The sequence below is a fragment of the Streptomyces camelliae genome, assembly GCF_027625935.1.
GTDB lineage: Bacteria > Actinomycetota > Actinomycetes > Streptomycetales > Streptomycetaceae > Streptomyces > Streptomyces camelliae.
Genome location: NZ_CP115300.1, coordinates 8,727,335 through 8,753,064 on the forward strand (window position 1 = coordinate 8,727,335; position 25,730 = coordinate 8,753,064).

Here is a 25,730-nt window from a genome sequence, read left to right on the forward strand (position 1 = left end):
TGCAGCCGGCACGTGATCGTGCCCGACCTTCGTGGCCACGGCGGCAACAGCCGGCCCGGCGTCCATTGCGTTGAGCTGATGCGGCTGGTCGCCGTCGGTGCCGGACACCTGGTCCATGCCACACGGCCCGACGAGCGCCGTGGTCGAGTCGTTGGCGGTCTCCCGGCCCAGCAGCTCCGAGCAGAGGCGCGTCGGCGCCCGTGGACCGGGCGCCCCCAGCCGATGTCTCGGGGGACTGCTTCCGGAGCCCACTGGCCGACGCGCCGCGGGGGAGTGTCCGCGTCAGGTGCCTCATGGATAGCCGCACCTCATACCGTGAGGCAGGCGCCGTACCATGAACGTCATGAAGGAATCCGTGACGGAAGAAGCCGCCCTGCCGCCCGCACAGGGCGAGGGGGAGCACCTCTCCCTCGCGCTCGCCAACAGCGCCATCGCGCTGCCCGGCGGACACATGGTCGATCTCCTCAGGACTCCCGCACTGGCGAACCACTGGCTGACCGAACGCGGGCTCGCCCCGGTCGACGCGGGCATGCGGGACATGTGCGCGACACAGCTGCGTGCGCTGCGCGAACAGATCAGGTCGCTGTTCGCGGCTCATGACGCGGGGCTCCCCGCACTCCCCGCCGCCGTCACGGCCGTCAACGACGCGATGACCCGCGTCCCCACGGCCCCGCTGCTGCGGTGGGACGACAAGACCGGCCCCTACCGCGCCACCCCTCACCCCACCACCGAGATCGTCGACCACGCCCTCGCGACCCTCGCCGCCGATGCCGCCGACCTGCTCACCGGACCCGACGCCGACCGCCTCACTGCCTGTGGCTCCGCCCCCTGCAACCGCTATCTGCTCCGCCACGGCCGCCGCCACTGGTGCTCCACCCGCTGCGGCGACCGCGCCCGCGCCGCCCGCGCCTATGCCCGCCGTACCCGGACCACGACGGAATGACGACTGCCCGCCGGACACGGGATCTCTGAGCGGGGGTGTCCCGGGCGACCTCGGCGGCTTCGAAGTGCAGGGCGTCGTGTGAGGTGTGGGGTTCGGTGCGGACCAGCGATGTGCCGCCGCCGGCCGGGGTGAGGAGGAGGTCTCCGGGCTGGTAGAAGGGGCCCGGCAGGCTCAGGGTGGCGTGGGTGCCGGCGATGGTGGCGGTGGTGGGGGTGTCACTGAAGAGCGTGGTGTGGACGATGGCCTGGTGGCCGTCGGCGTTGCTGAGGATGGCGGCGAGCTGGCCGTTGACACCGGCGGGATGGGGCTGGCCCGTGGCCTGGACGGTGGTGGGGGCGCCCAGGATCCACGTGGCGAGGGACACGGGGTACGTGCCGAGGTCGAGGAGGGGACCGCCGGCGAGCTCGGGGCGCGCGATGCGGTGCCCGGCGCCGAAACGCTCGCCGTGGTCGGCCAGGACGGTGTGGATGTCGCCGAGCACGCCGGAGTCGAGGATCTGGCGGACGACGTCGAATCGGGGGAGGAAGAAGGTCCACAGGGCCTCCGCGCAGAACAGCCCCCGTTCGGCGGCGAGTTCGGCGATCTCGGTGGCCTGGGCCGCGTCGAGCGCGAGCGGTTTCTCGACGAGGGTGTGCTTGCCGGACTCCAGGGCGAGCCGGGCGCAGGCGAGATGGGCGGTGTGCTCGGTGGTGACGTACACCACGTCGACGTCCGGTGCGGCGGCCGGCTCTTCGTACGAGCCGTACGCGCCCTCGATGCCGTGCCGGCCGGCGAAGTCCTCGGCGCGGACGGCGTCGCGGGAGGCGACTGCGGTGAAGCGCTGCCGGGTGTGCCGCTGGACTGAGCGGACGAAGCGCTCGGCGATCCAGCCGGTTCCGAGGACGCCCCAGCGCAGGGCGGAGGCGTCCATCGGGTCGGGGTGCGAGGGGTGGGGAGGGAGTCGGGGAAGGCGGGCGTCGGGTCGGCATCGGCGTTCAGACCTCCGGGACCGCGACGGGGACGGTTCTGCCGCCGTCCTTCATGGACCGGATGACGGCCTCGGCCACCGCGGTGGCGGCCAGACCGTCGTGCGCGGTGGCCGGCGGGGAGGGGCCGCCCTGCGCGACGGCGTCCGTCCAGGCCTGGAACTCCAGACGGTAGGCGTCGGCGAAACGCGGCCGCCAGTCGGTGGGGTGGGCCGTGGCACGGGTACGGTCCGCGTCGCGGACCAGGCGTGCCGGGTGAGCCAGGGCCACGGCGCCGTGCTCGGCGACGATCTCGCAGCAGACGTCGTAGCCGTAACCGGCGTTGAGGAACGTCTCGACGGTCGTCAGTGCGCCGTCGGCGGTGCGCAGCAGCATCACCTGCGGATCACGCAGACCGGTCACGGCCGAGGTGGCGCGGGGTGCGTGCCGGCTGACCTCGGTGACGGGGGAGTCCAGCAGGCAGGGCACGGTGTCGAACTCGTGGATGGCCGATCCGGTGACGCTGAACTCGTCGGTGCAGCCGGGCGCGGAGGTGACGCCCCGGCTGACACAGAGCAGCGGCGCGCCGTACGTTCCCGAGGCGACGGCCGCCTTCAGGTCCAGGCAGGCGGGGTCGAAACGGCGCATGAAGCCCAGCGAGATCAGTCGCTCCCCGCCCGCCGCTCCTCGCGCACGACCCGGACACACCCCTGTGTCGTCGGGGCGAGCGGCTTCTCGCACAGCACCGGCTTTCCGGCCCGTACGGCGGCGATCGCCAGGTCCGCGTGGGTCGTGTCGTGGGAGGCGATGACGACGGCGTCGACGTCCGGGTCGGCGATGAGCGCGTAGCCGTCGCCGGCCGGACGGGCGCCGGCCGGGCCGGCGACGGCGGCGGCCCGTTCCTCGTCCACGTCGGCGACACTCACGACCTCGGCGCCGGACACACAGCGGTGCAGTGTGTTCACATGGTCGGCGCCCATGACGCCCGCGCCGGCGACCCCGATGCGTACGGTGCTCACGCCGGACTCACCCAAGTCCCCTGCTCGGCCGAGCGCCCCATCGCGTCCAGCGCCGCCGCACTGGCCACGGCGTCGCTCAGGGTGGCACCCACCGGGGTGCCCTCCGTGATGGAGCGCAGGAAGCGGTACGCCTCGATCACCTTCAGATCGTCGTAGCCCATGCTGGTGGCCGCCCCCGGCTGGAACGCGGCGTATTCGCCCGCGCCCGGGCCGACGTACACCGTGCTCACCGGCTGGTCCTGGTACGTCGTGCCCCGGCTGACCGCCAGCTCGTTCATCCGCCGGAAGTCCCAGAAGACGGCGCCCTTGGTGCCGTGCACCTCGAAGCCGTAGTTGTTCTGCTCGCCGACCGAGACCCGGCATGCCTCCAGGACGCCCCGGGCGCCGGAGGCGAAGCGCAGCAGACAGTTGACGTAGTCCTCGTTCTCCACCGGGCCGAGCTCGCCGCCGGTGGCCAGGCTGTGCCCGGCGGTGGCGCCGGTCGGTCGGGCGCGCTCGGGGACGAAGACGGCGGTGTCGGCAGTGAGCGAGGTGATCTCGCCGAGCAGATGGCGGGCGAGGTCGACGCCGTGCGAGGCGAGATCGCCCAGTACGCCGCTGCCGCCGCGCTCGCGCTCGTAGCGCCAGGTCAGGGCGCCCTGGGGATGGGCGGCGTAGTCGCTGAAGAGGCGGATGCGGATGTGGGTGACCGTGCCGATCTCCCCGGCGGCGATCAGGTCGCGGGCCAGCTCGACGGCGGGTGCGTTGCGGTAGTTGAAGCCGACCGTGCCCTGGACGCCGGCCTTCGCCACGGCGTCGGCCACCGCCCGGGCATCCTCGGCCGTGAGGCCGACCGGCTTCTCGATCCAGATGTGCTTGCCCGCCTCGGCCATCGCGACGCCGATCTCGCGGTGCAGGAAGTTGGGAGCGGTGATGCTGACCGCCTGGACCCGGGGATCGGCGGCCACCTCGCGCCAGTCCCGGGTCGCGGTGGCGAAGCCGTAGAGCCCGGCCGCCTCCTCCGCCCGGCCGGGTACCTCGTCGGCGACGGCGACCAGGTCCGGCCGTAGGGACAGCTGGGGGAAGTGGTGGGGCAGGCGGGCGTACGCCTGGGTGTGCACCCGCCCCATCCAGCCGAATCCCACGACGGCGACGCCGAGAGTGTTCACCATGAGAGCCCTTCTTTGGACCGTTCCAGAGCTGGCCCGCTCACGATGGGCCCCGGTTCACCGGGAAGTCAAGAGTCTTTACAGGGGGAGGCGCCTTGTGGAACGGTCCAGTAATGAGCTCTCCCACCATCCGTGACGTGGCCGAACGGGCCGGCGTGTCCAAGTCCCTGGTCTCGCTGGTGCTGCGCGGCTCGGAGGGCGTACGGCCCGAGAAGCGCGAGGCCGTCCTGGCGGCGGTCGAAGAGCTCGGCTACCGGCCCAACGCGGCCGCGCGCAGCCTGAGCGAGCGGCGCACCCGCACGGTGGGGGTGCTGCTCAACGACCTGCGCAATCCCTGGTTCGTGGAACTGCTCGACGGCCTGAACGCCCGGCTGTACGACAGCGGCCTGCACGTACTGCTCGCCGACGGCCACCTCAACCGGCGCCTCGGCGAGGACCTCACCCGCACCTTCACCGAGCTGCGCGTCGACGGCCTGATCGCCGTCGGCACGCTGCAGGACCCCCAGGCGTTGCGCACCGTGGCCGGTCATGTCCCCACGGTCGTCGCGGGCGCCCGCGAACCGGTGCTGCCCGGCGTGGACATTGTCGCCAACGACGACGAGCACGGCGCCCGCCTGGCGACCGAGCACCTCATCGGCCTCGGCCACCGGCACATCGCCCACATCGCCGGCCAGGGCGCGGTCGGCGAGCTGCGCCGGCGCAGCTTCGAGGCCACCATGCGCGCACACGGCCTGGCGGACACGGCGGTGGTGGAGCAGGGCGACCTCACCGAGGAAGGCGGATACCGGGCCGCCGTCCGGCTCCTGAACCGCCCGCGGCGCCCGACCGCCGTCTTCGCGGTCAACGACATGACCTGCGTCGGCGCGCTCTCCGCCGCCGAGGAGAGCGGCCTGCGGGTCCCGCTGGACCTCTCCCTGGTCGGCTACGACAACACCTACCTCTCGCGCCTGCGCCATCTGTGGCTGACCACCGTGGACAACGCCGGCCATGACGTGGGCCGGCGCGCCGCGCAGCGGCTGCTCGACCGGATCGACGAACCGGACCGTCCGGCCGAGGTCGACCTCGCCACTCCCCGCCTGGACGTGCGCGGCACGACCGCCCCGCCCCGCACCGGAGCCTGACCGCGCCGGACAGGGGCTGCGGCGGCCGGGAAATGATCAGCGGGCCGCGGGTCCGCGATCGTACGATCACCGCATGACAGCTGATGAGCGCATCCAGGAGATCTCCGTGGCGGACCAGGAGGCGGGGCCCTACGGCATCACCGCCGGCCCGGACGGTGCCCTGTGGCTCACCTTCGTCCACAGCGGCCGTATCGCGCGTCTCACCCTCGAAGGCGAACTCAAGGAATACGCCCTGGACTCGCCCGCGTGTCGCCCTTCGGTCATCGCTCCGGGTCCGGACGGTGCACTGTGGTTCACCCGGTCCCAGGACCACCGGATCGGCCGCATCACCACCGACGGCGCGGCGGAGTCCTTCCGCGTGCCGACGCCCGACAGCGGACCCTTCGGCATCACCGCCGGTCCGGACGGCGCGATGTGGTTCACGCAGATGAACACCAGCCGTGTCGGACGCATCACCGGCGACGGAGAGATCACCGAGTTCGCCCTCCCCGTCCAGGGTGCCTTCCCCGCGGCGATCACCGCCGGCCCCGACGGAGCCCTGTGGTTCGCCCTCAACCAGGCGAACGCGATCGGCCGCATCACCACCGACGGCGAGGTCTGCCTGCATGCCCTGCCCACACCGGGCGCCGCACCCGTGGGCATCGCGAGTGACGGCGAGGCGCTGTGGTTCGTCGAGATCGCGGCGGGGCAGATCGGCAGGATCACGACGGACGGCGGGATCACGGAGTTTCCGCTTCCCGACCGTACGGCCAGGCCCCATGCCATCGTCGCGGCCGGCACCGGGGACTGCTGGTTCACCGAATGGGGAGCCAACCGCATCGGCCACATCACCACGAACGGTGAGATCACGGAGTACGACCTGCCGTCACCGTCCTCCGAACCGCACGGCATCACCCTGGGTCCCGACAGCGCCCTCTGGGCGGCCTTGGAGACGGGAGGTGTGGCACGGGTGCGCTGCTCGGCTCGCACGGCGCGGGGTTAGGTTCGCCATGCGCACACGCACAAGAGCGTCCGTCGTCGCGGCTGCGGCCAACGGCGCGCGTCCGGCGAGCTGGGTGAGCACCGGACCCGATGGCACGGGCTACGCCGGCGGGCTGTTGTTCGACGCCGCCGACGCACGCAACGGCGTGGCCGCCTCGACGTCGTACGACGGCGGACGGACCCGGACGCACACCACCCCCTGAACGACAGCGGCGGAACCGTCGGTGACGCACGCGACGCCCGGCGCGACAGGGACGCCGAGCACGGCCGGACCTTCGCGCCCCGCCACCGCCCCTGAACTGAGCATCACCACCCTGCGTCCCGGCGGAACGATCACCCTGCCCGCCACGCTCGGCTGCACGATCACCGGCGCGCACCTCACCGCCTGGGCCGGCTACCGGCTGCGTCTGGCGCTGGGCGGCTCGGGAACGTACAGCCTGGATCTCCTGCCGTCTTCACCGTCGTCCGCGGAGGCGGGGCGCCGGCCTGGTCGTCCCAGCGCGCGGCGGACATGGCAGACGTGACCATTTGCGGCCCCACATAGCAGCGCTTAAAGGAGATGACAACGGTCACCGGTGCAGCCTTTGGCGATTGTGCCGACCGTGCGTTTCACTGCCCCCAGAGACCCGACGCGATGGGGGAGACGTACGACATGGGCGATCACGGCCACGGCCACGGTCACGCGCACGGCGCCGGCGGTCACGCGGGCCACTCGCACGGTGTGTCGGCGGACGCCGACCGCCGCTGGCTGGCCATCGCGCTCACCCTGATCACGGTGTTCATGGCGGCCGAGGTCGCCGTCGGCATCATCGCGAGCTCCCTCGCCCTGATCTCCGACGCGGCGCACATGCTCACCGACGCGGCCTCGATCGTGCTCGCCCTCGTCGCCATGCGGCTGTCCGCGCGCCCCGCCCGGGGCGGCTTCACCTACGGACTCAAGCGAGCGGAGATCCTCTCGGCCCAGGCCAACGGCCTGACCCTGCTGCTGCTCGGGGCCTGGCTTGCGTACGAGGCGGTGCGCCGGCTCATCAGCCCGCCCGAGGTCGAGGGCGGTCTGATGCTGGCGACGGCACTCGTCGGCATCGCCGTGAACCTGGCCGCCACCTGGTGCCTCTCCAAGGCCAACCGCAGTTCCCTGAACGTCGAGGGCGCCTACCAGCACATCCTCAACGACCTGTTCGCGTTCATCGGCACCGCCGTCGCCGCGCTGATCGTCGTGCTGACGGGTTTCGCCCGGGCCGACGCCATCGCCACGCTCGTCGTGGTCGCCCTGATGGTCAAGGCCGGTTACGGTCTGGTGCGCGATTCCGGGCGGATCTTCCTGGAAGCCGCCCCGGCGGGCTTCGACCCGGACGCGATCGGCGACGAACTCGCCGGGCAGCCCTCCGTCGTGGAGATCCACGACCTGCATGTGTGGACCATCACCTCCGGCGAACCCGCCCTGTCCGCCCACGTCCTGGTCGAACCCGGCGGGGACTGCCACGCCGTACGGCGCCACCTCCAGCACCTGCTGCGCGCCCGGCACGGCATCGGCCACGCCACTCTCCAGGTCGACCATCTCGGAGAGGACGTGGACGCGGCGGACCTCCTGCAGATCACCACACCGTCGGCCGAGCCGCCGGAGCACTGCGACGACGCCCACGGCCCCGTCCACCGGCCGGGCCCGCACGAACACTGAAGCCGGCGGCTTCGGCGTCTGCTCAGGGGCTGACCCCGCTGGGCGCCTCCGGCGCATCCTCAAGAGCCTTGGCGGGGGCGTCGGGGATACCGAGGCGCAGATGCTCGACGTGGTACAGGGCTTGGTCGAGCAGTTCGGCGACGTGGTGGTCGTAGAGGGCGTAGACGACGGACCGGCCCTTGCGGGTGCCGGTGACCAGGCCGAGGTTGCGCAGCAGGCGGAGCTGGTGGGAACAGGCGGACTGCTCCATGCCGACCTCGGCGGCGAGCTCGGTGGCGGGCAGCGGCCCTTCGCGCAGCCGGGCGAGGATCAGCAGCCGCGAGGGGGTGGCCAGCGCCTGGAGCGTGGTGGCCACCTTCGCGGCGCTGTCGGCGTCCAGGCGAGTGCGCGGGACGGTACTGGCGGGGGTGGCTGCTCCATGACCCATGCCGGTCATGCTACCGACAGGAACACATGAAGGCTTCTTCATGTGTTCCTGTATGGTGAGGGCGTCGGACCGAATCGAATCCCGCGTGCCTGAGGAATCCGCCGTATGTCATCCACCCTCGCCCGGCCGGTCCCCGCCGGTGCTGTCCGAGACGCGGTGGCGCCCAAGCGCCGCACGCGGATCTTCGCCCTGCCGGAGGCCCGGTGGGCCGCCGCGGCCCTGGCGCTGTTCCTGCTCGCACTGCCGCTCCAGCTGACCGGGGCGCCGGCCTGGACGTGGGGCCCGCTGTACGCGCTCACCTACGTCACCGGCGGCTGGGAGCCCGGCTGGGCCGGACTGCGGGCACTGCGGGAGAAGACCCTGGACGTGGACCTGCTCATGGTCGTCGCCGCCCTCGGTGCGGCCGCGATCGGGCAGGTGCTGGACGGCGCGCTGCTGATCGTCATCTTCGCCACCTCCGGCGCCCTGGAGGCCATCGCCACGGCCCGCACCGCCGACTCCGTGCGCGGCCTGCTCGACCTGGCCCCGGCCACCGCCACCCGGCTGGCCGACGACGGCACCGAGCAGACCGTCCCCACCGGGCACCTGAGCGTGGGCGACGTGATTCTCGTACGGCCCGGGGAGCGCGTCGGCGCCGACGGTCAGGTGCTGGACGGTTGGAGCGAGGTCGACCAGGCCACCATCACCGGCGAGCCGCTGCCGGTGCCGAAGGAGGCCGGGGACGAGGTGTTCGCCGGCACCCTGAACGGCACCGGCGCGCTGCGGGTGAAGGTCGAGCGCGACCCGTCGGACTCGGTGATCGCCCGGATCGTGGCCATGGTCGAGGAGGCCTCCGAGACCAAGGCGCCGACCCAGCTGTTCATCGAGAAGGTCGAGCAGCGGTACTCGATCGGGATGGTGGCCGCCACCGTCGCGCTGTTCACGCTTCCCCTGCTCTTCGGTGCGGCGTTGCAGCCGACGCTGCTGCGGGCCATGACCTTCATGATCGTGGCCTCGCCGTGCGCGGTGGTGCTGGCCACCATGCCGCCGCTGCTGTCCGCGATCGCCAACGCGGGCCGGCACGGCGTGCTCGTGAAGTCGGCCGTGGTGATGGAACGCCTGGGACAGGTCGACGCGGTGGCGCTGGACAAGACCGGCACACTCACCGAGGGCACCCCGCGGGTGACGGACATCCGCCCGTCGGCCGGCTCCGGCCTGGGCGAGGAGGAACTGCTGGGGCTCGCGGCGACGGCCGAGCACCCCAGCGAGCACCCGCTGGCCCGCGCCGTCGTGGACGCCGCCCGCGCCCGCGGCCTCACCATCCCCTCGGCCGAGGACTTCGACTCCGCCCCCGGTACGGGCGTGCGCGCCACGGTCCGCGGCAAGACGGTCGCGGTCGGCAGCCCCGCCCGGCTCCTCGACGGCCGGGCCCACCCGGCCGCCGAGACGGCCGCACACCTGGAGACCGAGGGCCGTACGGCCGTCCTGGTCACCCTCGACGGCACCCCGGTCGGTGTGCTCGGCATCGCCGACCGGCTGCGCGAGGACGCCGCCGGCACCGTCACCGCGCTGACCGCTCTCACTGGCACCGCGCCGGTGCTGGTCACCGGGGACAACCCGCGCGCCGCGGCCCGCCTGGCGGAGGAGGTCGGCATCACCGAGGTCCGTGCCGGTCTTCTGCCCCAGGACAAGGTCACCGCCGTACGGGAGCTGGAGCAGGCCGGGCGGAAGGTCCTCGTGGTCGGCGACGGCGTCAACGACGCCCCCGCACTCGCCGCCGCGCACACCGGCATCGCCATGGGCCGGGCGGGCTCCGATCTCGCCCTGGAGACCGCCGACGCCGTCATCGTCCGCGACGAACTCGCCACCATCCCCGCCGTCGTCGCGCTGTCCCGCCGCGCCCGGCGCCTGGTGGTGCAGAACCTCGTCATCGCGGCGGTGTTCATCACCGGCCTGGTCGTCTGGGACCTGGCCGGCACGCTGCCGCTGCCGCTCGGCGTCGCCGGCCACGAGGGGTCCACCGTCATCGTCGGCCTCAACGGCCTGCGCCTGCTGGCGGACGGCGCCTGGCGCCGTGCTCGCTCGGGGTACGGCCGGTGAGCCGCCGTACCCGCGGGACCGCTCTCGCCGCGGGCGCGGAGGCGGCCCGCTGCACGGTCACCGTCTGCCGTGGCTGTTGCTGCGGCACTCCGAAGGTGCCCGGCGTGGACCATGCCGGGCAACTCACCGATCTGCGGGCCTCGTTGGCGCAGGTGGCCACCGTGCGGCCCGTCGCCTGCCTGGACACCTGCGAGCACGCCAACGTCATCGTCGTCCAGCCGTCCGCCGAGGGCCGCAGGGCAGGCGGGCGCCCGGTCTGGCTCGGCCTGGTCAACGACCCCGACGCCACACGTGACATCACCGCCTGGGTCCGGTCCGGCGGCCCCGGCCTCGCCGATCCGCCCGACATCCTCGACCTGTACAGCTTCACCCCGTCCCGCCGTATCCGCCGGACGATCGGCGACTGACGACCCGCGGCGAGAAGGTCTCAGGGACACAAGGCTGTCACGGGATCCGGAAGCCGGGGAAGGTCACCGGCTTGCGCACCGTGCGGCCGAGCCGTTCGTAGCGGGCGACGGCGGTCGTGTTGGCCTCGGCCACGTGCAGGAAGGCATGCTCGCCCCGGGACTCGATGCGCGCGATCAGCGCGCGCACGAGCCGGCGGCGTGGCCCTGGCCGCGTGCGTGGGGGCAGACAGCGCTGATCTCGGTCCAGCCGGGCGGCCGGAGCCTCCCCCAGCCTTCGGCCGGGGGACCCTCATCTCGCTTCGCTCGCCTGCCATGGCGACCGGTGTGCCGTTCTCCCGGACACCCAGATGCGTGCCGAGTTCGTGGGTGCGGGGCCAGAACGGACCCGGGCCGGTCCGCGCGACGACGTCCAGCATCCCGGAACGTTGTCCGCCCCCAGCTCGACCACGGCGGCCGCAGTGTGCTCGGCAGGCGTCCGGCCAGGATCGCCGCTCACGGGGCGGACCATCTGCGGACCGCCGCCGCCCGGTTGGCCTGCTCCGCGCCGCGCAACAGCCTCGGACCGTAGCTGCCGGGGTCGATCACGCCGTCCAGGACCACCCGGTCGGTGCGGGACGGGAACATCGTGGCGTACACCTGGCCGAGGTAGCTGCCGTACGGGTAGCCGAGGTACGAGATCCGGCGCTCGCCGAGGGCGGCTCGGATCATGTCCATGTCGCGGGCGGTTCCGGGTGGTGGCGTACGGCAGCAGGTCGCCCGCGTGGGTACGGCAGCGGCGGGCGAGGCCGGCGGAGAAGGCCACCATGCGGTCGAGCCGGCGCGATCGCTGCCCGCCCCGCGGATCATGCTGCCGGTGGGTCACCGGCAGTCCAGCGTGGTGCTCCGGCCGACGAAGCGCGGATCCACGCCGACCACGTCGTAGCGTGCGCCGGCCTTCTTCATCGCCGCGCGCACCCACGGTGGATCACCGATGGTCTGCCCGCCGGGCCCGCCGCTGTTCAGCAGCAGTGCGCCGACCCTGTGGGCGGTGTCGGTGGCCCGGATCCGGGAGATCGCGACGGTGATCGTACGGCCGTCGGGGTGTGCGTAGTCCAACGGCACGGTGACGTCGGCACATCGAGCGCCGGCCTGCTCCAGTTCCTTGCGGGTGGTGTCGTCGGGGCCGAGCCGGCAGCTCTTCCAGGCGAGGAGCTGGTGGTGGTAGCGGGCGAGGGGGACGGTGGCCGTCGGGGCCGCGGAGGCGGCGGGGGCGGTGGCCGGGGTGAGTGTGCCCGCGAGACACAGGGCGGCCGCCGCTCCGATCCGAGCCGCCAGCCGGCGCGAGCGGCCGGTGCGCGGAGTGTCGCACGTGGGGGAGGCGGAGCGGCGTGACGCGTCGTGTGTGCCGCACGGGCGGGGCACATGGGGCGATGCCCGCGCGGCGGACGGGCGTGGCGACCAGCACGACGGCCGTCGCCACGGCCGCGAGGGGGGTACGTCCGTGGAACATGGAGTTCAGAAGGGGGCCGGCCACGGAAAAGCACGCTAGGCACCGTCCGGGCCCCGATCACTCCGGCCGGCAGGCGGCTCGATGCTGGGGACAGCACGAGTGCGCCGGGGGCAGAAACCCCCGGTACACCCCCTGCCGCATGGGGGTACGGCGCGCGTGGTGCCTGGTCCACGCCGTGCCGTCGCGTACGGTGAAGACGGCACGACATTGGACAGCGACGGCACCGGTGCGAGCTCGACGGAATTGACTCTGCTGAGAAGATCTCTGGCGCGGGGCGCGGCTTCGACGGCCGCGTCGGTGCTGTTCTGCGTCGCCGCCGTCCTCTACAACGACTGGCTGCTGCAGTTCGTCGTGACCACCGGCCTGCCGCAGGCCAGCTCCTACGTCAGCGAGACCTTCGCCGCCGATCAGCCGCACCGGCTGCTGTTCGGCACCGTCGAGCTGGCCTGTGCCGCGCTGCTGCTCGCCGGTGCGGCGCTGGCCGCGAGCTCCGCACCGTGGGGCCTGGCCCTGGCGGGCTGGGGCGCCGTGGCGGCATTCGGCGCATGCTCCGTCCTGGACGTGCTGCTGCCGATGGGATGCGCGCCATCGGTGGAGCGCGGCTGCCCACCCGACAACATCCAGCACACCGCCACCAGTGGCCTGGTGGAGTTCACGCTGTTCGCGTCCATGGCCCTGTTCGGCCTTGCGGCGCGCCGCCCTGGCCACGATCGCCCGGGGCCGGTCGCCGGCCGCTGGGCACCGTATCTGATGCCGGTGTCGATGGCATCGGCGATCGCCACCGTCGGCCCCTATCTGGGCCACCCCGGCGGTCAGGGCATCGCGCAGCGCATTCATCTCGTCAGCGTCGCCGTATGGTTCCTCCTTCTCGCCGCCGAGGCCCGCCGCACCGGCCCACTGCCCCGGCAGCCGGAGCTGGAGATCGGTGATGACCGCTGGTACGACGGGGTCCCGGGCGGAAAGTAGCCGTCCTCGGTGGGGGTCGGGTCAGCGCGGGGAGTCGGTCCGGGCGAGCAGACCGAGCCGCCAGGGCAGGCTGTTGGAGTCACCGGTCGCACTCGGATCCATGCCCTGGTACAGGTACTGCAGGTGGCAGGCCGGGATGGCCAGGGTCTGGTCGTACCCGGAACGGATCATCTCGCCGTGGCTGAAGTCCTTGGTCCAGGCGCCCGAGGGAGACTGCCCGAGGTCCAGGACCGCAAGCTCGCGGGCGGCCCGGAGGTGCCGAAGTGACTCTGGAAGCCGACCCAGTCGCGCACCATGCGGTAGACGGCCTGGGCCTTGGCGTCCGAGCAGTTCTCGATGTTGTAGTCGTTGTTCACCGGCACACGGAAGGGAGCAGAGCTTGGCGGAGGGGTCGGCGAAGCGGGCGGTGCGGAAGGCGTCCTCGATGTAGCCGTCGCCGAGGACCTTCTGGAACACGGAGGCCCGGCGCGCACCGCTGCCGCCGTCCGCGAAGGCCTCGTCGACCACGTCCCAGGCGTAGATCTTGACCTTGAAGCGGCCACTTCTGCGGTGATGTGACTACGCATCACACCGCGCAGAGTGCCGGCGTCCGTGATCGCGGAGACCCAGCTGGGCAGCTGGGAGTGCCAGACCAGGGTGTGACCGCCGAGAACTCGCGGTCCAGGATCGGCGCGTACGTCCGGTCCCCCAGCTTTCCGGTGCCCACCGCGGTGCCGAAGCAGCGCCTGGACTGGGCGGCTTGAGCACCGAGGGTGCTCGCTCTGACCGGCGTGGCTGTGCGCCGGCCGGTCCGTCGGGGATGCAGTAGTGACGTGTGTATGACACTCCTGTGGGCGGATGGGTGAGTGGCCGGAGGCCCCTCGTGGCGTGCGGTATTCGGCCCACGCCGAATCTCTGGTCAGCCCGACAGGGCTTCTGCTGGGATGCCCGGCATGAAGATCTTCGCTGCCGGCGGCATGCCGGTCATGTATGACCGTATCGGCGTGGGCTACCAGCACGTCCGCCGCCCCGACCCCCGGCCGGCGGAGTTGATCCACCGGGTCCTGGGAGGGGTGCGCTCAGTGGTGAACGCAGGCGCGGGGTCCGGTGCGGCATGACAGCTGCGAGGGGCACAGCCCGTGAACACGCGGCGGTCGCGGATCTGCCGGAATCGGGACACTGGTACGAACTGCACGAGGTGGACGACGGCGTCGTACGGATCACCGAGCCGCAGGTCGACAAGCTGCTGCGGGCCAACCTGTGGTGGCTGCGCGGAACCGACCGTGACATCGTCGTGGACGCCGGTCTGGGAGTGGCCTCACTGCGTCGGGAGATTCCGCGCCTGTTCGAGCGGGATCCGCTGGTGATCCTCACCCACTCCCACCTGGACCACGTCGGCGGAGCCCACGAATTCCGGGAACGGGCCGCGCACTCGGCTGCCGTCGAGGTCCTGGCCGCAGGTGTCCCGGCGAGCCTGTACGGAGCCGAGCTCTACGCGAAACTCGGCATCGACGCCGCAGGAGAACCCGTACCGGACCTCTTGATCAACGCCCTGCCGCACCCCGCATACGACCCGAGGACCTACCACCCGGGCCCGATCACGGTCACCCACCCGCTGCAGGAAGGAGACACCGTCGATGCGGGGGGCCGGACGCTGACCGTTCTCCACCTGCCCGGCCACACACCCGGATGCATCGGCCTTCTTGAGGAACGCACCGGCGCGCTGTACTCCGGCGATGTGATCTACAACGGCGACCTCATCGACGACCTCCCCGAATCGGACCCGCCCACCTACCGGCGCAGCCTGCGACGCCTCGCCGGCCTTGACGTGTCCGTGGTCCACCCCGGCCACGGCCGCAGCTTCGGCCCCCAGCGGCTCCGCGAACTGACGCGGGGTTACTTGAGCGGAACCGCCAGTTGATCGCCGAGGGGACTGCGCAGGTACAGGACGACGTGTCCGTGCCGGGCCCGCGTCACCAGCCGCGCACGGTGCAGGACGCCGAGGTGCTGACTCACCGTGCCGGGGCTGAGGCCCAGTCTGTGGGCCAGGTCGGTGGTGCTGGCGGGCTCCGCCAGAAGGGCCAGGAGACGGGCCCGGGTGCTGCCGAGGAGGTCGGCCAGAGCCTTCGGCGGGGCGGCCGTGCCCGGGTGCCAGACCGTCGCACGGCCTCGCGCGGGGTAGCCGATCCTGGGTGGCAGCGCCGGGTTGACGAGTGTGCTGGCATGGTCGCAGAACAGGGACGGGGTGAACGCCACTCCGCGGCCGTCCACCGCGAGGTCGCGGTGTTCGTGACGGAGGGCGTCCACGGTGAGGGTGCCGGCCTGCCAGCGCAGGCCCGGGTCGATGTCGGCGAACAGTGCCGCGGCCCCGCCGTCCGTCAGCCGCTGGGCCCGGTGCAGGACGTCGGCGCGCAGCACGGCCTGCATGCGCGGCCAGTGCGGTGCGATCACGAGGGCCCAGTAGGCGTGCACGGCGTCGACGATGCGGTCGAGCAGGCCCGCGGGGTCTTCGTGCGCCTGCTGGAGGCCGGGGTGCAGTGCCGTACCGCTGGCGGCCTGGATCAGCTCGCTTCGCACACGCTCGGGCGGGGTCGCCCGCAGCGCGGTGAACTCGTCGTCGATGTCGGGGGACGGGCCGGTCGGGTGCGGGGTCAGGAAGTCGGGGATGCGCCGGCGCGGGCCGACCAGCGATTGCAGCAGGGGCCAGTCGAGTTGCCGCAGCAGTGGGGCGCAGTGGCGCAGAAAGGGCTGATGTTCGGCGTGCCGGACCGGGTTCTGCCACGCCCACAGGCTCAGCACGGTCTCCTGCAGGGGTGAACAGGCGAACCTGACGGAGGCGAGGTCGTCCAGGTCGAGCCGTAGCAGCAGCATTCGGCCTAGCGTAGATCGCTCGCACGGCTGGTGCTCGGCCCGGTGGGATCACCGACCGGTGCGGGAGTGGGCGTCCGGGGCCGCGGCCTCCAGTTCGGCGATGCTGCCCGACATGATGGTCCGCACATGCTGGGTGATGTGCTCCGCAGGCCAGTCCCACCAGGCCACCGCCAGCAGCCGGGCGACGTCCTGTGCGTCGTAGCGGGTGCGGATGAGGCGGGCCGGATTGCCGCCGACGATGCCGTAGTCGGGTACGTCGCTGGTGACCACCGCGCCCGAGCCGATGATCGCGCCGTGTCCGATCCGTACGCCCGGCATCACCATGGTGCCGTGACCGAACCAGACGTCGTTGCCGACGACGGTGTCCCCTCGGTTCGGCAGGCCGGTGAGCAGGTCGAAGTGGTCGGCCCACGCACCGCCCATGGTGGGAAAAGGGAAGGTCGAGGGGCCGTCCATGCGATGGTTGGCGCCGTTCATGATGAACCGCACTCCGGTGCCCAGAGCGCAGAACTTGCCGATGATCAACTTCTCCGGCCCGTAGTGATAGAGCACGTTGCGCGTCTCGAACGCCGTCGGGTCGTCCGGGTCGTCGTAGTACGAGTACTCTCCGACCTCGATCAGCGGGGACGTCACCAGCGGCTTGAGCAGCACCACCCGTGGCTGCTCAGGCATCGGATGCAGAACCGTCGGGTCGGCAGGCACGGGCATGGAAGGTGAGTCCTCATCGGTCGCGGGTCTGTTGTACCGTCCATGATCGCGGAACAGTGCCGTCCCAGGACACCGATTTCCCGCCTGCGTGATGGCGCACCGAACTGGGTGATCGTACGTTCCGGAGGGGGCTGGGCAGTGGGTGAAGGACAAGCGTGGCGGACGCGATGGCGTCGGCCCACGGCGATCGCGGTGCCGACTGCTGCGCTCCTCACCGGGGTCGCCTGGCATCTCGTCCGCGTACATGACGCCGAGCCCCGGTTCGCTGTCGTCTCCTCCAGGTCCTCGGTCCTCGGAACGTGGAAGATGACGGACGGCGACACCGGGCAGGTCGAGTTCTCCGCGAACGGACGGTTCTCAGCGGTCCGATTGCCGATCGAGGCTTTGACGCTGTCAGAGGGCGGCGAATTCACCGGCACGGGAAGGTGGTCGCTTGTCGACCGTGGAGGGTCGGTGGCCCTCGCTCCGGATCATCCGCCGTCGGGCATGATCCAGGACGCGAGCCTGGCGGTCGTCCGCACCGACGGCCGCATACGGCTGTGCGTCATGTCCAGCTCGCCAGGAGTCCTGTGCGACTTTCTGCTCCGGTCTGTCGCAGGTGCGTGACGGATCGAACGGGGATGGTGCACTGCTGGTCCGCCGACGGTCCAGCACGGGCCGTAGACATGGCCGCCGGGCGGAACACCGGGCCACCCGATCTTGCCGTTGGTGGTGTCGGGCATGTCGTAGAGGCCGCCCCGCTGTGACGGCGCTGAGTGCCGCGGCCACTGCGCGTGTCGCTGTGAAAAGGCTTGCTATCGGCTGGATTTGGCGTGCCGCGCATCGAGTTATCGGCACAGGGTGCCGCAGGCTGCCGATCCGGGGCAGGGCCGGACGCCGTCACCGTGACCGTGCGGTCGTCCGGAGCGGCCCCACCCTCGGTGTGCGCCGGCGGTCTGGTTGGATCCGGGCATGACGGATTGGTCGAAGCTCAGCGACGCGCACGGCTCAGCGGAGGGTGTCCCAGTCCTGCTCGAACGGTTCGAAGCCGACCCGCCCGGCGTCTGGTCCGAGCTGATGGACCGACTGTGTCCCCAGCTCGACATCGCTTTTTCGGCCAGTTTCGCGGCGCTTCCCCGGCTTGCCGAGATCGCGGCAGACCGGGAACCGGCGGACCGGCACTGGGTCCTGTCCGCCGCGGGGCCCATCGTGTCGTGCGCGCGCCGGTCCGTCGAGGGCGTCGCCGCGCGCGAGGCCTACGCCATCGAGATCGCGGAGCTCGCGCGGCTCACCGGCGAATGCCTGCGGCTGCCGCTGGATATCGAGGACTACGTCGGATTGCTCCAGACGGCCCTCGCCTTCGATGACGTCCAGGTCTGGGACGAGCGGCTGGGGGACCTGGCACACGGCGAATACGAGGTCGAGTGCCCTTACTGCGGAGTCGGCCTCTTCATCGTGCTCGGCGACGACAGCTTCTTCGTGTGCAGTGACGATCACGCGCTGCGAGATGTCGAGAAGTCCCCACTGCGGCCAGCCGATCCGCCCGGACTGGTGGGTCTGGCGAGGCGGCTGTACGACCGGGCCCTCGCGGACGGGCAGCCGGTGGTGGCCCGCAGGCTGGCCTACCTGTTCGGGCAGGGTACCTGCACCGACTGCGGTACGGGATTCTCCGTGGCGGACCGTGTGGTCGCGCACGAGATGCCCGTGTGAGCCGCCCGGTGCGTCCGATCCCAGCCCAGGGGCTCACTCCTCGTCGTCCTCGTGGCGAATGGTGCCGTCCTCGTCGAGCACGGGGTGCAGGCGGTCGGGGCCGTGATCCTCGATGTCGGACGGGCGCGGTCCTTCGGGCCCGTCAGGCCCCGAGTTGCAGGAGCCGGCGGGTGCGGCCGATCCGGTAGACGGTGCCCAGGACGCCGACTTGACTGACCCGGCCGACGCGCAGCCGGTCGGCGGCCTCGGTGTACGCCGTCAGCTCTTCGGCCACGGAGCCCGCGTTCTCAGCGACATGGGTACGGGCGTCGACCTGACGGCCGGCGTCCTCGGGGAGGAGACCGCGCCGGCGCGGCTTGAACCATGTCAGGCAGGAGTCCTTGAACGTCGCCGGCAACAGCAGGACGTCGGGGTGGGTGGTGAGTGCCCGGTGCGATGCGGCGCGTACCTTTTCCGGGAGCCGGGAGCCGGGAGCCGGGAGCCGGGAGCCGGGAGCCGGGAGCCGGGAGCCGGGAGCCGGGAGCCGGGAGCCGGGAGCCGGGAGCCGGGAGCCGGGAGCCGGGAGCCGGGAGCCGGGAGCCGGGAACCGGCGCAGGCGAGGTTGCGCAGTGCCAGCCGCTCCACGGCCTGGGGCGGGGTGAGCGGCGCGTCAGGGTCCAGGACCAGGCCGGCGTCGGCCTTTGCCTTCTTGGTGCCGGGGCTTCAGTCAGGGGCGAGGGGCTCCGGATCGGTCGGTCGTGGCCGCTCGATGCCGTCGGTGCCCATACCGGCGTACGCCTCGACGCCACCGGCCACGCCCCGCCCGGCCGCACATCACCGAGGTCCATTCCCCCATCCTGTCGATCACGGCACGCCCCCGAGGCGGATTCTTCCGAATTCCCAGTTTCCGTACCCTTGGTCCCGGGCCCGCCCGCGTCCGTCGGAGACGGCGCGAACGAGGGGGCGACTGTGCCGGTCGCGCACCATCCCGCAACTGTTCAGCCGGCCCCGTCCCCTCATGGCCGACTGATCGTGCAGTACTTTTGCGAGAGTCCGGACATAAGCCCCCCACTGCCCCCGCGTCGCACCGCCGGGCAGCGGCCAGAGATGCGAGCAGCCGCCACGGCATGTGCCGGAGCTGATGGCCTTCTACGCCGAATGGTTCCCCGGGGACGCGGAGACACTGTGAACGAGACCGACGTACTGATCATCGGTGGCGGGCCGGTCGGGCCGGCGCTCGCCCTCGACCTGCGCTCTCGGGGTGTGGCCTGCATGGTCCTTGAGACCATGGACGGCCGGATCCGCCATCCCGGAGTCGGCACCGTCGGCCCCCGGTCCATGGAGCTGATGCGCCGATGGGGCCTGGCCGAGCGGATCCGCAAGGCAGCTGGCACGGTGACCATCCGCTCGACGTCGCCTGGGTGACAGCGGTCGGCGGGCACGAGATCCATCGTCTGCACTTCGGCACCACCGACACCCGTACGGCCCTGCCCTGCACACCCGAATCCGATCAGGTCTGCCCCCAGCACTGGCTGCTCCCGCTCCTCGCCGAGGCCGTGGGCCCCGACGTACTGCGGCGCGAGTGCCGTCTGGAGTCCTTCCTCCAGGACGACGACCAGGTCCTGGCCACTGCCACCGACCTGTCGGACGGCAGCCGTCTCGGCATCAGAGCCCGGTACCTGGTCGGATGTGACGGTGCCGCGTCCACCGTCCGCACCGCCCTGCGGATCGCGGCGCCGCCCCGGCGCCGGACCCGGGTCTTCCGTAACATACTCTTCCGCGCTCCCCGGCTCCGCGAGCAACTCGGGCCGGGCGGCGCCCTGGTGTACTTCCTGACGCAGCCCCCGGACCTGCGCTACCCGCTGCGGGCGATCGACGGCCGGGACCTGTACCGGCTGACCGTCGGACACCACACCTCAGCCGAACCCATGGCGGCCATCCGGTCGGCGATCACCCTGGACACGCCTGTCGAGGTGCTTTCGGACAGCGTCTGGCACCTGACCCACCGCATCGCCGAAAGCTATGGCCGAGGCCGGGTGTTCCTCGCCGGGGACGCCGCCCACACGCTGTCGCCCTCCGGCGGCTTCGGGATGAACACGGGCATCGCGGACGCGGCCGACCTAGGCTGGAAACTGGCCGCCGAACTCGCCGGCTGGGCGGGTCCCCCACTGCTCGATTCCTACGAGCGGGAGCGCCGCCCGGTGGCCGAACGCAGTCTGGTCGAGGCCGACGGCACCTTACGCCGCACCCTCGACCGCCGGCTGCCCACGGAGATCCTCCTCGACACCGAACAGGGCGCCAGAGCGCGGACACAACTCGCGCGCGGCATCCAACGCAGTGGTGTGCGACGGGAGTTCGAGGCACCGGACATGCACTTCGGCTACCGCTACACCTCCACGGTGGTCGTCCCCGACAGCGTCACCGCCTACGACTGGAGCGCCGACCTCGTGGCCGGCGGCCAGGCTCCGCATGTCTGGCTGGGCCCCGAGACCTCCAGCCTGGACCTGTTCGGTCCCGGCTTCCACCTGGTCGCCTCCGAGCCCCACCCCGACCTGCCCGGACTCGACGCACCGGCACGGCCGGCTGGACTGCATGCCCGCGGAGTTCTCCTTCGCCCGCCGGCAAGCCGGCACGTTCTATCGCTACCGGCAGCCCTCCGAGATCGATCCCGGCGCAGTGCTGCCGGACTGGTTGGCCGAACTTCCCGCAGACCAGCCGCTGGTGCTCGCCTCGATCGGGACCGTGCTCCCCACCGTCCCACCCGGGGTGACGAACGTGCCGGGCCTCCTCGACGCGCTCGTCGCCGGCCTGGCCGAACTCGACCGCCAGGCCGTCGTGGCGACCGGCGGCGTCCCGGTGGAGCGCCTGCTGCCACCGGGACGGGTGCACCTGGTGGACTCCGTACCCCAGCCGATGGTCCTGCGCTGCGCCCAACTCCTGGTCACCCACGGCGGATACAACAGCATCAGGGAAGCCGTCGGGGCCGGGGTCCCGATGGGCGTGCTGCCCGCCCTCGGAGACCAGCAGGCCAACGCCGACCGCGTACAGCAGCTCGGCCTGGGCCGGCGCATCCCGTCCCCGGATCAGGTCGCAGCCGTGTGCCACCACGTGCTGAACGACCCCGAGGTGACCGCACGGACCCGTTACGCCCAGCGGTGGATGCTCTGCCTGCCGCCGGTCCAGGCGGCGGTGGACGACCTGGAGAAGGTGGCGTCTGGCACCGGGCCCTGGAAGTGCCGGCCGACCTCGGCTGCGCCGAGCGGTTCCTCGCCGCGGGAGTGGCGCTCGACTCGACCGAGCTGATCGCCCAGGGCCGGCCGGTCGGAGTGCTCGACCTGACCGCGACCGGCACCCGCTACCCCAACCCGCTCTCGATCGAGCAGGACACGGTGGAGCGGCTGCTGGGAGAGCGGCTGACCGAGGTGGGCGGAGCGATCGAGTGGTCGACCGAGGCCACGGCGGTCCGCGTGGCCGAGGACGGAGCCGAGGTCGACGCCCGCGGCGCGGACGGCCGGCCGCGGACCCTGCGCTGCGCCTGGGTGGTCGGCTGCGATGGCTCGCGCAGCCTGGTGAGCAAGGCCGCCGGCCTGCCGTTCGACGGCGGCCCGCGCCGCCGTCTGCAGGTCGCGCAGATCAACGCCAAGGTGGACTGGAGCCTGCCCCACCACGGCGACCGCACCTGCCTCCTGCTGGACAAGGACCGTCGATCGGCTGCGCGCCCCGCCCCCGCGGCGGTTACCGCTGCTTCGCCTTCACGCGGGAGCCGGACACGACACCGCTCACTCCGGTGACCGCGGAGGAGATGCGGCAGCTGCTGCTGCGCGCCGCACACGAGCCTGATGTGTGGCTCACACCGACGCTGCCGCTGTGGACCTACCGGGCCCGCTTCCAGGACCGTTCGCCCGCTCGCTGCGCTCCGGTCGGGCCCTGCCGGCCGGGGACAGCGCGCACCTGTGGGCGCCGATCGGCGGACGCGGACTGAACACCGGGCTGCGCGGCGCGCACAATCTGGCCTGGAAACTGGCCGGTGTGGTGCACGGCTGGGCTTCGCCCGCGCTGCCGGACACCTACTCCACCGAGCAGCGGCGCACCGCGTTGCAGGTGATGCGCCGGACCAGACGCGACGTGCTGGAATCGCCCGGCACCTGGCGGACCTTGCTGATGATGCGGCTGTTCGGCCGCCGGGTGATGTGCAGCCGCTGGGCGACCGACCGCTTCCGCGACCGGCTCGGCGGCTGGACCTCGACCACCGGGAGAGCCCGCTCTCGGCGCACGGAGGCGGAGAGCGGATGCCGGACCAGGAGGTCTGGACGCAGGGCCGCCGGCACTGCCTGCACGACCTCCTCTCCTACCAGCACTGGACCCTGCTCGCGGTCAGCCCACGCCCCGAACCGGACCCTGCGCCGGAGGCGGTGGCGGCCGCACACGCCGCGCCGGTCACCGTCCGCGTCCTGGACCCTTCGCACGGCGTCTCACCCCACCTGCCGGCAGGCACCCTGGTACTGGTCCGTCCCGACCTCCACATCGCCCTGCGGGCCCGTGGCCCTGAGGAGGTGCGGGACTGTCTGGGGCGCTGGTCCACCCGGACCGGGGCCATACGCGACGAAGGACACGGCAGGGCACGACCGGGGCGGTAGACCGGTCAGTGCGACATCATCGTGGCGCGCAGGCCGGGCGACTCCGGCGGACCGTGGGCACGGGGCGAGCTCTCCAACCCGTCACCCGTGCCGGCCCGGGCGGGAGGAGGTGGGGGTTGGCGAGGTCCCGCCGGTGGTGGTCCCGGTGGTGCCTCCGGTACCTCCGGTGCCTCCGCCGATCAGGCCGCCGTCGGTCGCGCCGCCGGTGGTGGTCCCGGTGGTGGTGCCGCCGGTCGTGGTGCCTGAGGTGTCGGTCGGGGTCGGGGAAGGACAGTGACGCTTCTGGTGGCACGCTCCGGCGGAGGGGCTCGGGCTGGGCGAGGTGGTCGGGCTCGCCGGGGCCGTGCTCGGGGGCGCGGAGGGGGTGGGCGACGGGGCGCCGTACTCGTCGGTGCCCTGGCCCAGCTGCGGTGCCGGCGGGAACTGCTGGACCGGCTGCCCCTGGAGGGCGGCGGTCATGTAGCCGGTCCACACCTCGGTGGGCATGTCGGCGCCGAAGACCTTGGAGAAGCCGCCGACGCCCTTCATCGACTGCAGGCCGGAGTTCTTCGGGTCCTCCTTGAACATGCTCACGGACGTGACCAGTTGCGGGGTGTAGCCGATGAACCAGGCCGACTTGTAGTCGTCGGTCGTGCCGGTCTTGCCGGCCACCGGGCGGCCCAGGGCCTGGGCGTTGGTGCCCGTACCGCTCTTCACGACACCCTGCAGGACGTCGGTGACGGTGTCGGCGGTCGAGGAGGGCATGGCCGTGGTGCCCTTGGGTGCCTCGAAGCCGGGCAGCTGCTGGCCGCCGGCGACGACCTTGGATACCGAGTACGGCTCGTGCTGGACGCCGCCGTCGTCGAAGGTGGCGTACACGTCGGCCATGCGGATCGCCGACGGGGTGGAGGTGCCGATGTAGAAGCCGGGGGTGTCGTACTGCAGGCTCTTGCGCAGCAGGCCCGCCTTGAGGGCTTCGCCCTCCACGTTGTTGTAGCCGACGTACTCGCCGAGCTGGACGTAGGGGGTGTTGACGGACTGCTCCATGGCCTTGCGCAGGGTGATGTAACCCCATTTCGTGGGCACGTCGTTGCGCTGGTGGAGAAGGCCCGTGGGGTCGTTCGAGTCCGGCATTTCCTGGCCCTGCTGGTTCTTGATGGTGATGCCGTCGTCGCCGTTGAACTTGGAGTCCGGGGTCACCGGTGAGGCCGGTTGGCCCGGGGACAGGACGGCGCCGTGGTCCAGGGCGGCGGCCAGGTCGATGGGCTTGAAGGTGGAGCCGACCGGCACACCCGTGGCGTCGGCGTTGTCGGTCCAGTGGCCCTTGTCCCAGCCCGCCCCGCCGTACAGCGCCACGACCGCTCCGGTCGACGGATCGATCGAGGCCGCGCCGACCTGGACGTCCTTGTCGGCCGAGCGGTGCCCCGCGTCGAGGTGCTTCTTCTCCATCGCCGCGACGGACGCCGACAGCGCGTTCACCTTCTTCTTGTCGAAGGTGGTGTAGATCTGGTAGCCGCCGTGGCCGAGCTGCTGGTCGGTGAGGGACGAGTGGGCCTCGACGTACTTCTCCGCGGTCTGCACCAGATAGCCGGTCTGCCCGGACATCCCGGCCGACGGCGCGTACGGCTTGGGCGTGGGGAACCCGGCGGCCAGGTACTGCTGTTCCTGGGCGCCGGTGATCTTGTTGATCTTGGCCATGCGGTCCAGCACGTACTTCCAGCGCGCCTCGGCCTGGGCCTTGGCCTGCGGGTCGGTGTCGGCGTGCATCAGCAGGCTCGGCTCGTTGACTGTGGCGGCGATGAACGCGCCCTGGCTGACGGTCAGCTGGGAGGCGTGCTCGTGGTAGTAGGTGCGGGCCGCGGCCTCGATGCCGTAGGCGTCCCGGCCGTAGTAGCAGCTGTTGAGATAGCCCTGCAGGATCTGCTGCTTGGACATCTGGTCGCCGATCTTCAGGGAGATCATGATCTCCCTGAGCTTGCGGGTGACCGACTGGCTCTGGGTGAGGTAGGTGTTCTTCACGAACTGCTGGGTGATGGTGGATCCGGACTGCACCTCACCGCCCGTGGCCATGTGGTACACGGCGCGGAGCATGCCCTGCGTGTCGACGCCGGGGTCGGAGTAGAAGGTGGCGTTCTCCGCGGCGAGGAAGTCCCACTGCACCAGCTTCGGGACCTCGGCGAGGTCGACGTTCTGCCGGTTGGTCGATCCCTGCGTGGCCATCACCGAACCGTCGGACCAGTAGTAGGTGTTGCTCTGCAGCTGGGTGCTGGGGTTCGCGCTCGGGATGGTCGTGGTGGCGTAGGCGTACCCGAACAGGCCCACCAGGCCGCCGAAGAACAGCAGGAACGTGCCGGACACCAGCTTCCACGAGGGCAGCCACCGCCGAAGGCCCCGCTTGCCCGCCCGCGGGTAGTCGATGAGGCGGCGTCGGCCGGTGCGCCTGGCCTCCGCGCCTCGCGTGTCCGCCGCGCGGCGGCCCCGTCCGGCGCCGGCCTTGGCGGCCCTGCGCGCCGCTGCCCGGCCGCCCTGCGGCATGCCGTCCGAGCCGGCCGGCCCGGTCCTCCCCGACGGTCGGCGCCGGTGTTCACTCATACTCGCCACTCCTCAGCCAGGCACGGGCCTGTCCGCCGCGGTGCATCCGGCCCGACCCCCGCGGTGCGGCATGGGGACCTGACCTGGGGCGGAA

28 protein-coding genes and 6 pseudogenes are annotated in these 25,730 nt (G+C 72.0%); 19 read left to right on the top strand and 15 right to left on the bottom strand.

What is annotated here, in order from left to right; genetic code table 11:
• Nucleotides 1–343 precede the first annotated feature (343 nt).
• On the top strand, nt 344–943 hold the full coding sequence (locus O1G22_RS40125) for a CGNR zinc finger domain-containing protein (protein ID WP_270085816.1): 600 nt from the start codon (nt 344–346) through the stop codon (nt 941–943).
• 232 nt (nt 944–1,175) lie between these two features.
• Here O1G22_RS40125 and O1G22_RS44600 read toward each other — a convergent pair.
• The 4 genes and pseudogenes from O1G22_RS44600 to O1G22_RS40145 form a co-directional block, all read right to left on the bottom strand.
• Nucleotides 1,176–1,853, bottom strand: a pseudogene (locus tag O1G22_RS44600) (Gfo/Idh/MocA family protein); the annotation flags it as partial.
• Nucleotides 1,854–1,917: 64 nt separating this feature from the next.
• A complete protein-coding gene (locus O1G22_RS40135; RefSeq protein WP_270085817.1) occupies nt 1,918–2,535 on the bottom strand; it encodes a Gfo/Idh/MocA family oxidoreductase in 618 nt (205 codons plus the stop codon).
• 14 nt (nt 2,536–2,549) lie between these two features.
• Complete coding sequence (locus O1G22_RS40140) at nt 2,550–2,906, bottom strand: Gfo/Idh/MocA family protein (protein ID WP_270085818.1); 357 nt, start codon at nt 2,904–2,906, stop codon at nt 2,550–2,552.
• Complete coding sequence (locus tag O1G22_RS40145) at nt 2,903–4,057, bottom strand: Gfo/Idh/MocA family protein (RefSeq protein ID WP_270085819.1); 1,155 nt, start codon at nt 4,055–4,057, stop codon at nt 2,903–2,905. Before O1G22_RS40145 ends, O1G22_RS40140 begins: the two co-directional genes overlap by 4 nt.
• Nucleotides 4,058–4,167: 110 nt before the next feature.
• Here O1G22_RS40145 and O1G22_RS40150 point away from each other — a divergent pair, with 110 nt between their 5' ends.
• The 5 genes from O1G22_RS40150 (at nt 4,168) to O1G22_RS40170 (ending at nt 7,834) form a co-directional block, all read left to right on the top strand.
• Nucleotides 4,168–5,175 (top strand): LacI family DNA-binding transcriptional regulator, encoded by a 1,008-nt coding sequence (locus O1G22_RS40150; protein WP_270085820.1) that lies wholly within the window; start codon nt 4,168–4,170, stop codon nt 5,173–5,175.
• 73 nt (nt 5,176–5,248) lie between these two features.
• Nucleotides 5,249–6,157 carry a Vgb family protein gene (locus O1G22_RS40155; RefSeq protein ID WP_270085821.1) on the top strand — a complete coding sequence of 303 codons (909 nt, stop codon included), beginning with the start codon at nt 5,249–5,251 and terminating at the stop codon, nt 6,155–6,157.
• A 7-nt stretch (nt 6,158–6,164) separates the two neighbouring features.
• Nucleotides 6,165–6,359, top strand: coding sequence for a hypothetical protein (locus O1G22_RS40160; protein ID WP_270085822.1), 195 nt, complete (start codon nt 6,165–6,167; stop codon nt 6,357–6,359).
• 21 nt (nt 6,360–6,380) lie between these two features.
• On the top strand, nt 6,381–6,680 hold the full coding sequence (locus O1G22_RS40165) for a hypothetical protein (RefSeq protein ID WP_270085823.1): 300 nt from the start codon (nt 6,381–6,383) through the stop codon (nt 6,678–6,680).
• Between the two features lie 110 nt (nt 6,681–6,790).
• Nucleotides 6,791–7,834 carry a cation diffusion facilitator family transporter gene (locus O1G22_RS40170; RefSeq protein ID WP_428986454.1) on the top strand — a complete coding sequence of 348 codons (1,044 nt, stop codon included), beginning with the start codon at nt 6,791–6,793 and terminating at the stop codon, nt 7,832–7,834.
• A 22-nt stretch (nt 7,835–7,856) separates the two neighbouring features.
• On the opposite strand, the gene O1G22_RS40175 is transcribed toward O1G22_RS40170, so the two are convergent.
• On the bottom strand, nt 7,857–8,261 hold the full coding sequence (locus tag O1G22_RS40175; RefSeq protein ID WP_270085824.1) for an ArsR/SmtB family transcription factor: 405 nt from the start codon (nt 8,259–8,261) through the stop codon (nt 7,857–7,859).
• A 105-nt stretch (nt 8,262–8,366) separates the two neighbouring features.
• On the opposite strand from O1G22_RS40175, the gene O1G22_RS40180 reads away from it, so the two are divergent.
• Together O1G22_RS40180 and O1G22_RS40185 are read left to right on the top strand one after the other, a co-directional pair.
• Nucleotides 8,367–10,340, top strand: coding sequence for a heavy metal translocating P-type ATPase (locus O1G22_RS40180; RefSeq protein WP_270085825.1), 1,974 nt, complete (start codon nt 8,367–8,369; stop codon nt 10,338–10,340).
• Nucleotides 10,337–10,747 carry a (2Fe-2S) ferredoxin domain-containing protein gene (locus tag O1G22_RS40185; protein ID WP_270085826.1) on the top strand — a complete coding sequence of 137 codons (411 nt, stop codon included), beginning with the start codon at nt 10,337–10,339 and terminating at the stop codon, nt 10,745–10,747. The genes O1G22_RS40180 and O1G22_RS40185 overlap by 4 nt, the downstream gene beginning before the upstream one ends.
• A 37-nt stretch (nt 10,748–10,784) precedes the next feature.
• Here O1G22_RS40185 and O1G22_RS40190 read toward each other — a convergent pair.
• Nucleotides 10,785–11,264: pseudogene (locus tag O1G22_RS40190) on the bottom strand (GNAT family N-acetyltransferase); the annotation flags it as partial.
• Nucleotides 11,246–12,061, bottom strand: a pseudogene (locus tag O1G22_RS40195) (alpha/beta fold hydrolase); the annotation flags it as partial. The pseudogenes O1G22_RS40195 and O1G22_RS40190, both read right to left, overlap by 19 nt.
• 334 nt (nt 12,062–12,395) lie before the next feature.
• Between O1G22_RS40195 and O1G22_RS40200 the strand changes: the two are divergent.
• Nucleotides 12,396–13,202 carry a DUF998 domain-containing protein gene (locus tag O1G22_RS40200; protein WP_270085827.1) on the top strand — a complete coding sequence of 269 codons (807 nt, stop codon included), beginning with the start codon at nt 12,396–12,398 and terminating at the stop codon, nt 13,200–13,202.
• A gap of 21 nt (nt 13,203–13,223) precedes the next feature.
• Here O1G22_RS40200 and O1G22_RS40205 read toward each other — a convergent pair whose 3' ends face one another.
• Both O1G22_RS40205 and O1G22_RS40210 read right to left on the bottom strand, forming a co-directional pair.
• Nucleotides 13,224–13,373: a non-reducing end alpha-L-arabinofuranosidase family hydrolase gene (locus O1G22_RS40205; RefSeq protein WP_270085828.1), complete on the bottom strand. Its 150-nt coding sequence runs from the start codon at nt 13,371–13,373 to the stop codon at nt 13,224–13,226.
• 47 nt (nt 13,374–13,420) lie between these two features.
• A pseudogene (locus O1G22_RS40210) lies at nt 13,421–14,007 on the bottom strand (endo-1,4-beta-xylanase); the annotation flags it as partial.
• 127 nt (nt 14,008–14,134) lie between these two features.
• Here O1G22_RS40210 and O1G22_RS40215 point away from each other — a divergent pair.
• Together O1G22_RS40215 and O1G22_RS40220 are read left to right on the top strand one after the other, a co-directional pair.
• A complete protein-coding gene (locus O1G22_RS40215; RefSeq protein WP_270085829.1) occupies nt 14,135–14,299 on the top strand; it encodes a hypothetical protein in 165 nt (54 codons plus the stop codon).
• Nucleotides 14,296–15,102 (top strand): MBL fold metallo-hydrolase, encoded by an 807-nt coding sequence (locus O1G22_RS40220; protein WP_270085830.1) that lies wholly within the window; start codon nt 14,296–14,298, stop codon nt 15,100–15,102. Before O1G22_RS40215 ends, O1G22_RS40220 begins: the two co-directional genes overlap by 4 nt.
• Here O1G22_RS40220 and O1G22_RS40225 read toward each other — a convergent pair.
• Both O1G22_RS40225 and O1G22_RS40230 read right to left on the bottom strand, forming a co-directional pair.
• Entirely contained in the window at nt 15,078–16,052 is a 975-nt protein-coding gene (locus tag O1G22_RS40225; protein ID WP_270085831.1) for an ArsR/SmtB family transcription factor, read from the bottom strand. The genes O1G22_RS40220 and O1G22_RS40225 overlap by 25 nt on opposite strands.
• 48 nt (nt 16,053–16,100) lie before the next feature.
• Nucleotides 16,101–16,760, bottom strand: coding sequence for a CatB-related O-acetyltransferase (locus tag O1G22_RS40230; RefSeq protein WP_270085832.1), 660 nt, complete (start codon nt 16,758–16,760; stop codon nt 16,101–16,103).
• A gap of 306 nt (nt 16,761–17,066) precedes the next feature.
• Here O1G22_RS40230 and O1G22_RS40235 point away from each other — a divergent pair, with 306 nt between their 5' ends.
• Both O1G22_RS40235 and O1G22_RS40240 read left to right on the top strand, forming a co-directional pair.
• Nucleotides 17,067–17,366, top strand: a complete 300-nt coding sequence (locus tag O1G22_RS40235; RefSeq protein ID WP_270085833.1) for a hypothetical protein — start codon at nt 17,067–17,069, stop codon at nt 17,364–17,366.
• Between the two features lie 345 nt (nt 17,367–17,711).
• The gene (locus O1G22_RS40240) at nt 17,712–18,449 is read left to right on the top strand and encodes a hypothetical protein (protein ID WP_270085834.1); all 738 of its coding nucleotides are present in this window, start codon (nt 17,712–17,714) and stop codon (nt 18,447–18,449) included.
• 142 nt (nt 18,450–18,591) lie between these two features.
• Here O1G22_RS40240 and O1G22_RS40245 read toward each other — a convergent pair whose 3' ends face one another.
• Together O1G22_RS40245 and O1G22_RS45015 are read right to left on the bottom strand one after the other, a co-directional pair.
• Entirely contained in the window at nt 18,592–19,044 is a 453-nt protein-coding gene (locus tag O1G22_RS40245; RefSeq protein WP_270086666.1) for a DUF5954 family protein, read from the bottom strand.
• Between the two features lie 107 nt (nt 19,045–19,151).
• On the bottom strand, nt 19,152–19,214 hold the full coding sequence (locus O1G22_RS45015) for a hypothetical protein (protein WP_428986533.1): 63 nt from the start codon (nt 19,212–19,214) through the stop codon (nt 19,152–19,154).
• Between the two features lie 399 nt (nt 19,215–19,613).
• Here O1G22_RS45015 and O1G22_RS40250 point away from each other — a divergent pair, with 399 nt between their 5' ends.
• The 5 genes and pseudogenes from O1G22_RS40250 to O1G22_RS40270 all read left to right on the top strand — a co-directional run.
• Complete coding sequence (locus O1G22_RS40250; protein WP_270085835.1) at nt 19,614–19,853, top strand: FAD-dependent monooxygenase; 240 nt, start codon at nt 19,614–19,616, stop codon at nt 19,851–19,853.
• Nucleotides 19,784–20,584: pseudogene (locus O1G22_RS40255) on the top strand (FAD-dependent monooxygenase); the annotation flags it as partial. The gene O1G22_RS40250 and the pseudogene O1G22_RS40255, both read left to right, overlap by 70 nt.
• A 436-nt stretch (nt 20,585–21,020) precedes the next feature.
• On the top strand, nt 21,021–21,731 hold the full coding sequence (locus O1G22_RS40260) for a glycosyltransferase (RefSeq protein WP_270085836.1): 711 nt from the start codon (nt 21,021–21,023) through the stop codon (nt 21,729–21,731).
• Nucleotides 21,707–22,219: an FAD-dependent monooxygenase gene (locus tag O1G22_RS40265; RefSeq protein ID WP_333492492.1), complete on the top strand. Its 513-nt coding sequence runs from the start codon at nt 21,707–21,709 to the stop codon at nt 22,217–22,219. Before O1G22_RS40260 ends, O1G22_RS40265 begins: the two co-directional genes overlap by 25 nt.
• A 76-nt stretch (nt 22,220–22,295) precedes the next feature.
• Nucleotides 22,296–22,484, top strand: a pseudogene (locus O1G22_RS40270) (FAD-dependent monooxygenase); the annotation flags it as partial.
• Nucleotides 22,485–22,495: 11 nt separating this feature from the next.
• On the opposite strand, the gene O1G22_RS40275 reads toward O1G22_RS40270, so the two are convergent.
• Complete coding sequence (locus O1G22_RS40275) at nt 22,496–22,702, bottom strand: hypothetical protein (protein WP_270086713.1); 207 nt, start codon at nt 22,700–22,702, stop codon at nt 22,496–22,498.
• Nucleotides 22,703–22,717: 15 nt separating this feature from the next.
• Here O1G22_RS40275 and O1G22_RS40280 point away from each other — a divergent pair, with 15 nt between their 5' ends.
• The gene (locus tag O1G22_RS40280) at nt 22,718–23,065 is read left to right on the top strand and encodes an aromatic-ring hydroxylase C-terminal domain-containing protein (RefSeq protein WP_270086714.1); all 348 of its coding nucleotides are present in this window, start codon (nt 22,718–22,720) and stop codon (nt 23,063–23,065) included.
• 81 nt (nt 23,066–23,146) lie between these two features.
• Here O1G22_RS40280 and O1G22_RS40285 read toward each other — a convergent pair whose 3' ends face one another.
• Nucleotides 23,147–25,636 carry a transglycosylase domain-containing protein gene (locus O1G22_RS40285; protein WP_270085837.1) on the bottom strand — a complete coding sequence of 830 codons (2,490 nt, stop codon included), beginning with the start codon at nt 25,634–25,636 and terminating at the stop codon, nt 23,147–23,149.
• Nucleotides 25,637–25,730 lie beyond the last annotated feature (94 nt).

What these genes read in the sequence shown, in the direction of transcription:
- O1G22_RS40285 (WP_270085837.1), bottom strand. Translation starts at nt 25,636, where the DNA reads ATGAGTGAACACCGGCGCCGACCGTCGGGGAGGACCGGGCCGGCCGGC.
- O1G22_RS40220 (WP_270085830.1), top strand. Translation starts at nt 14,296, where the DNA reads ATGACAGCTGCGAGGGGCACAGCCCGTGAACACGCGGCGGTCGCGGAT.
- O1G22_RS40240 (WP_270085834.1), top strand. Translation starts at nt 17,712, where the DNA reads ATGACGGATTGGTCGAAGCTCAGCGACGCGCACGGCTCAGCGGAGGGT.
- O1G22_RS40125 (WP_270085816.1), top strand. Translation starts at nt 344, where the DNA reads ATGAAGGAATCCGTGACGGAAGAAGCCGCCCTGCCGCCCGCACAGGGC.
- O1G22_RS40170 (WP_428986454.1), top strand. Translation starts at nt 6,791, where the DNA reads ATGGGGGAGACGTACGACATGGGCGATCACGGCCACGGCCACGGTCAC.
- O1G22_RS40160 (WP_270085822.1), top strand. Translation starts at nt 6,165, where the DNA reads ATGCGCACACGCACAAGAGCGTCCGTCGTCGCGGCTGCGGCCAACGGC.
- O1G22_RS40155 (WP_270085821.1), top strand. Translation starts at nt 5,249, where the DNA reads ATGACAGCTGATGAGCGCATCCAGGAGATCTCCGTGGCGGACCAGGAG.
- O1G22_RS40175 (WP_270085824.1), bottom strand. Translation starts at nt 8,261, where the DNA reads ATGGGTCATGGAGCAGCCACCCCCGCCAGTACCGTCCCGCGCACTCGC.
- O1G22_RS40150 (WP_270085820.1), top strand. Translation starts at nt 4,168, where the DNA reads ATGAGCTCTCCCACCATCCGTGACGTGGCCGAACGGGCCGGCGTGTCC.
- O1G22_RS40230 (WP_270085832.1), bottom strand. Translation starts at nt 16,760, where the DNA reads ATGCCCGTGCCTGCCGACCCGACGGTTCTGCATCCGATGCCTGAGCAG.
- O1G22_RS40205 (WP_270085828.1), bottom strand. Translation starts at nt 13,373, where the DNA reads ATGATCCGTTCCGGGTACGACCAGACCCTGGCCATCCCGGCCTGCCAC.
- O1G22_RS40180 (WP_270085825.1), top strand. Translation starts at nt 8,367, where the DNA reads ATGTCATCCACCCTCGCCCGGCCGGTCCCCGCCGGTGCTGTCCGAGAC.
- O1G22_RS40225 (WP_270085831.1), bottom strand. Translation starts at nt 16,052, where the DNA reads ATGCTGCTGCTACGGCTCGACCTGGACGACCTCGCCTCCGTCAGGTTC.
- O1G22_RS40215 (WP_270085829.1), top strand. Translation starts at nt 14,135, where the DNA reads ATGAAGATCTTCGCTGCCGGCGGCATGCCGGTCATGTATGACCGTATC.
- O1G22_RS40135 (WP_270085817.1), bottom strand. Translation starts at nt 2,535, where the DNA reads ATGCGCCGTTTCGACCCCGCCTGCCTGGACCTGAAGGCGGCCGTCGCC.
- O1G22_RS40280 (WP_270086714.1), top strand. Translation starts at nt 22,718, where the DNA reads ATGCCGGACCAGGAGGTCTGGACGCAGGGCCGCCGGCACTGCCTGCAC.
- O1G22_RS40235 (WP_270085833.1), top strand. Translation starts at nt 17,067, where the DNA reads ATGACGGACGGCGACACCGGGCAGGTCGAGTTCTCCGCGAACGGACGG.
- O1G22_RS40145 (WP_270085819.1), bottom strand. Translation starts at nt 4,057, where the DNA reads ATGGTGAACACTCTCGGCGTCGCCGTCGTGGGATTCGGCTGGATGGGG.
- O1G22_RS40260 (WP_270085836.1), top strand. Translation starts at nt 21,021, where the DNA reads ATGCCCGCGGAGTTCTCCTTCGCCCGCCGGCAAGCCGGCACGTTCTAT.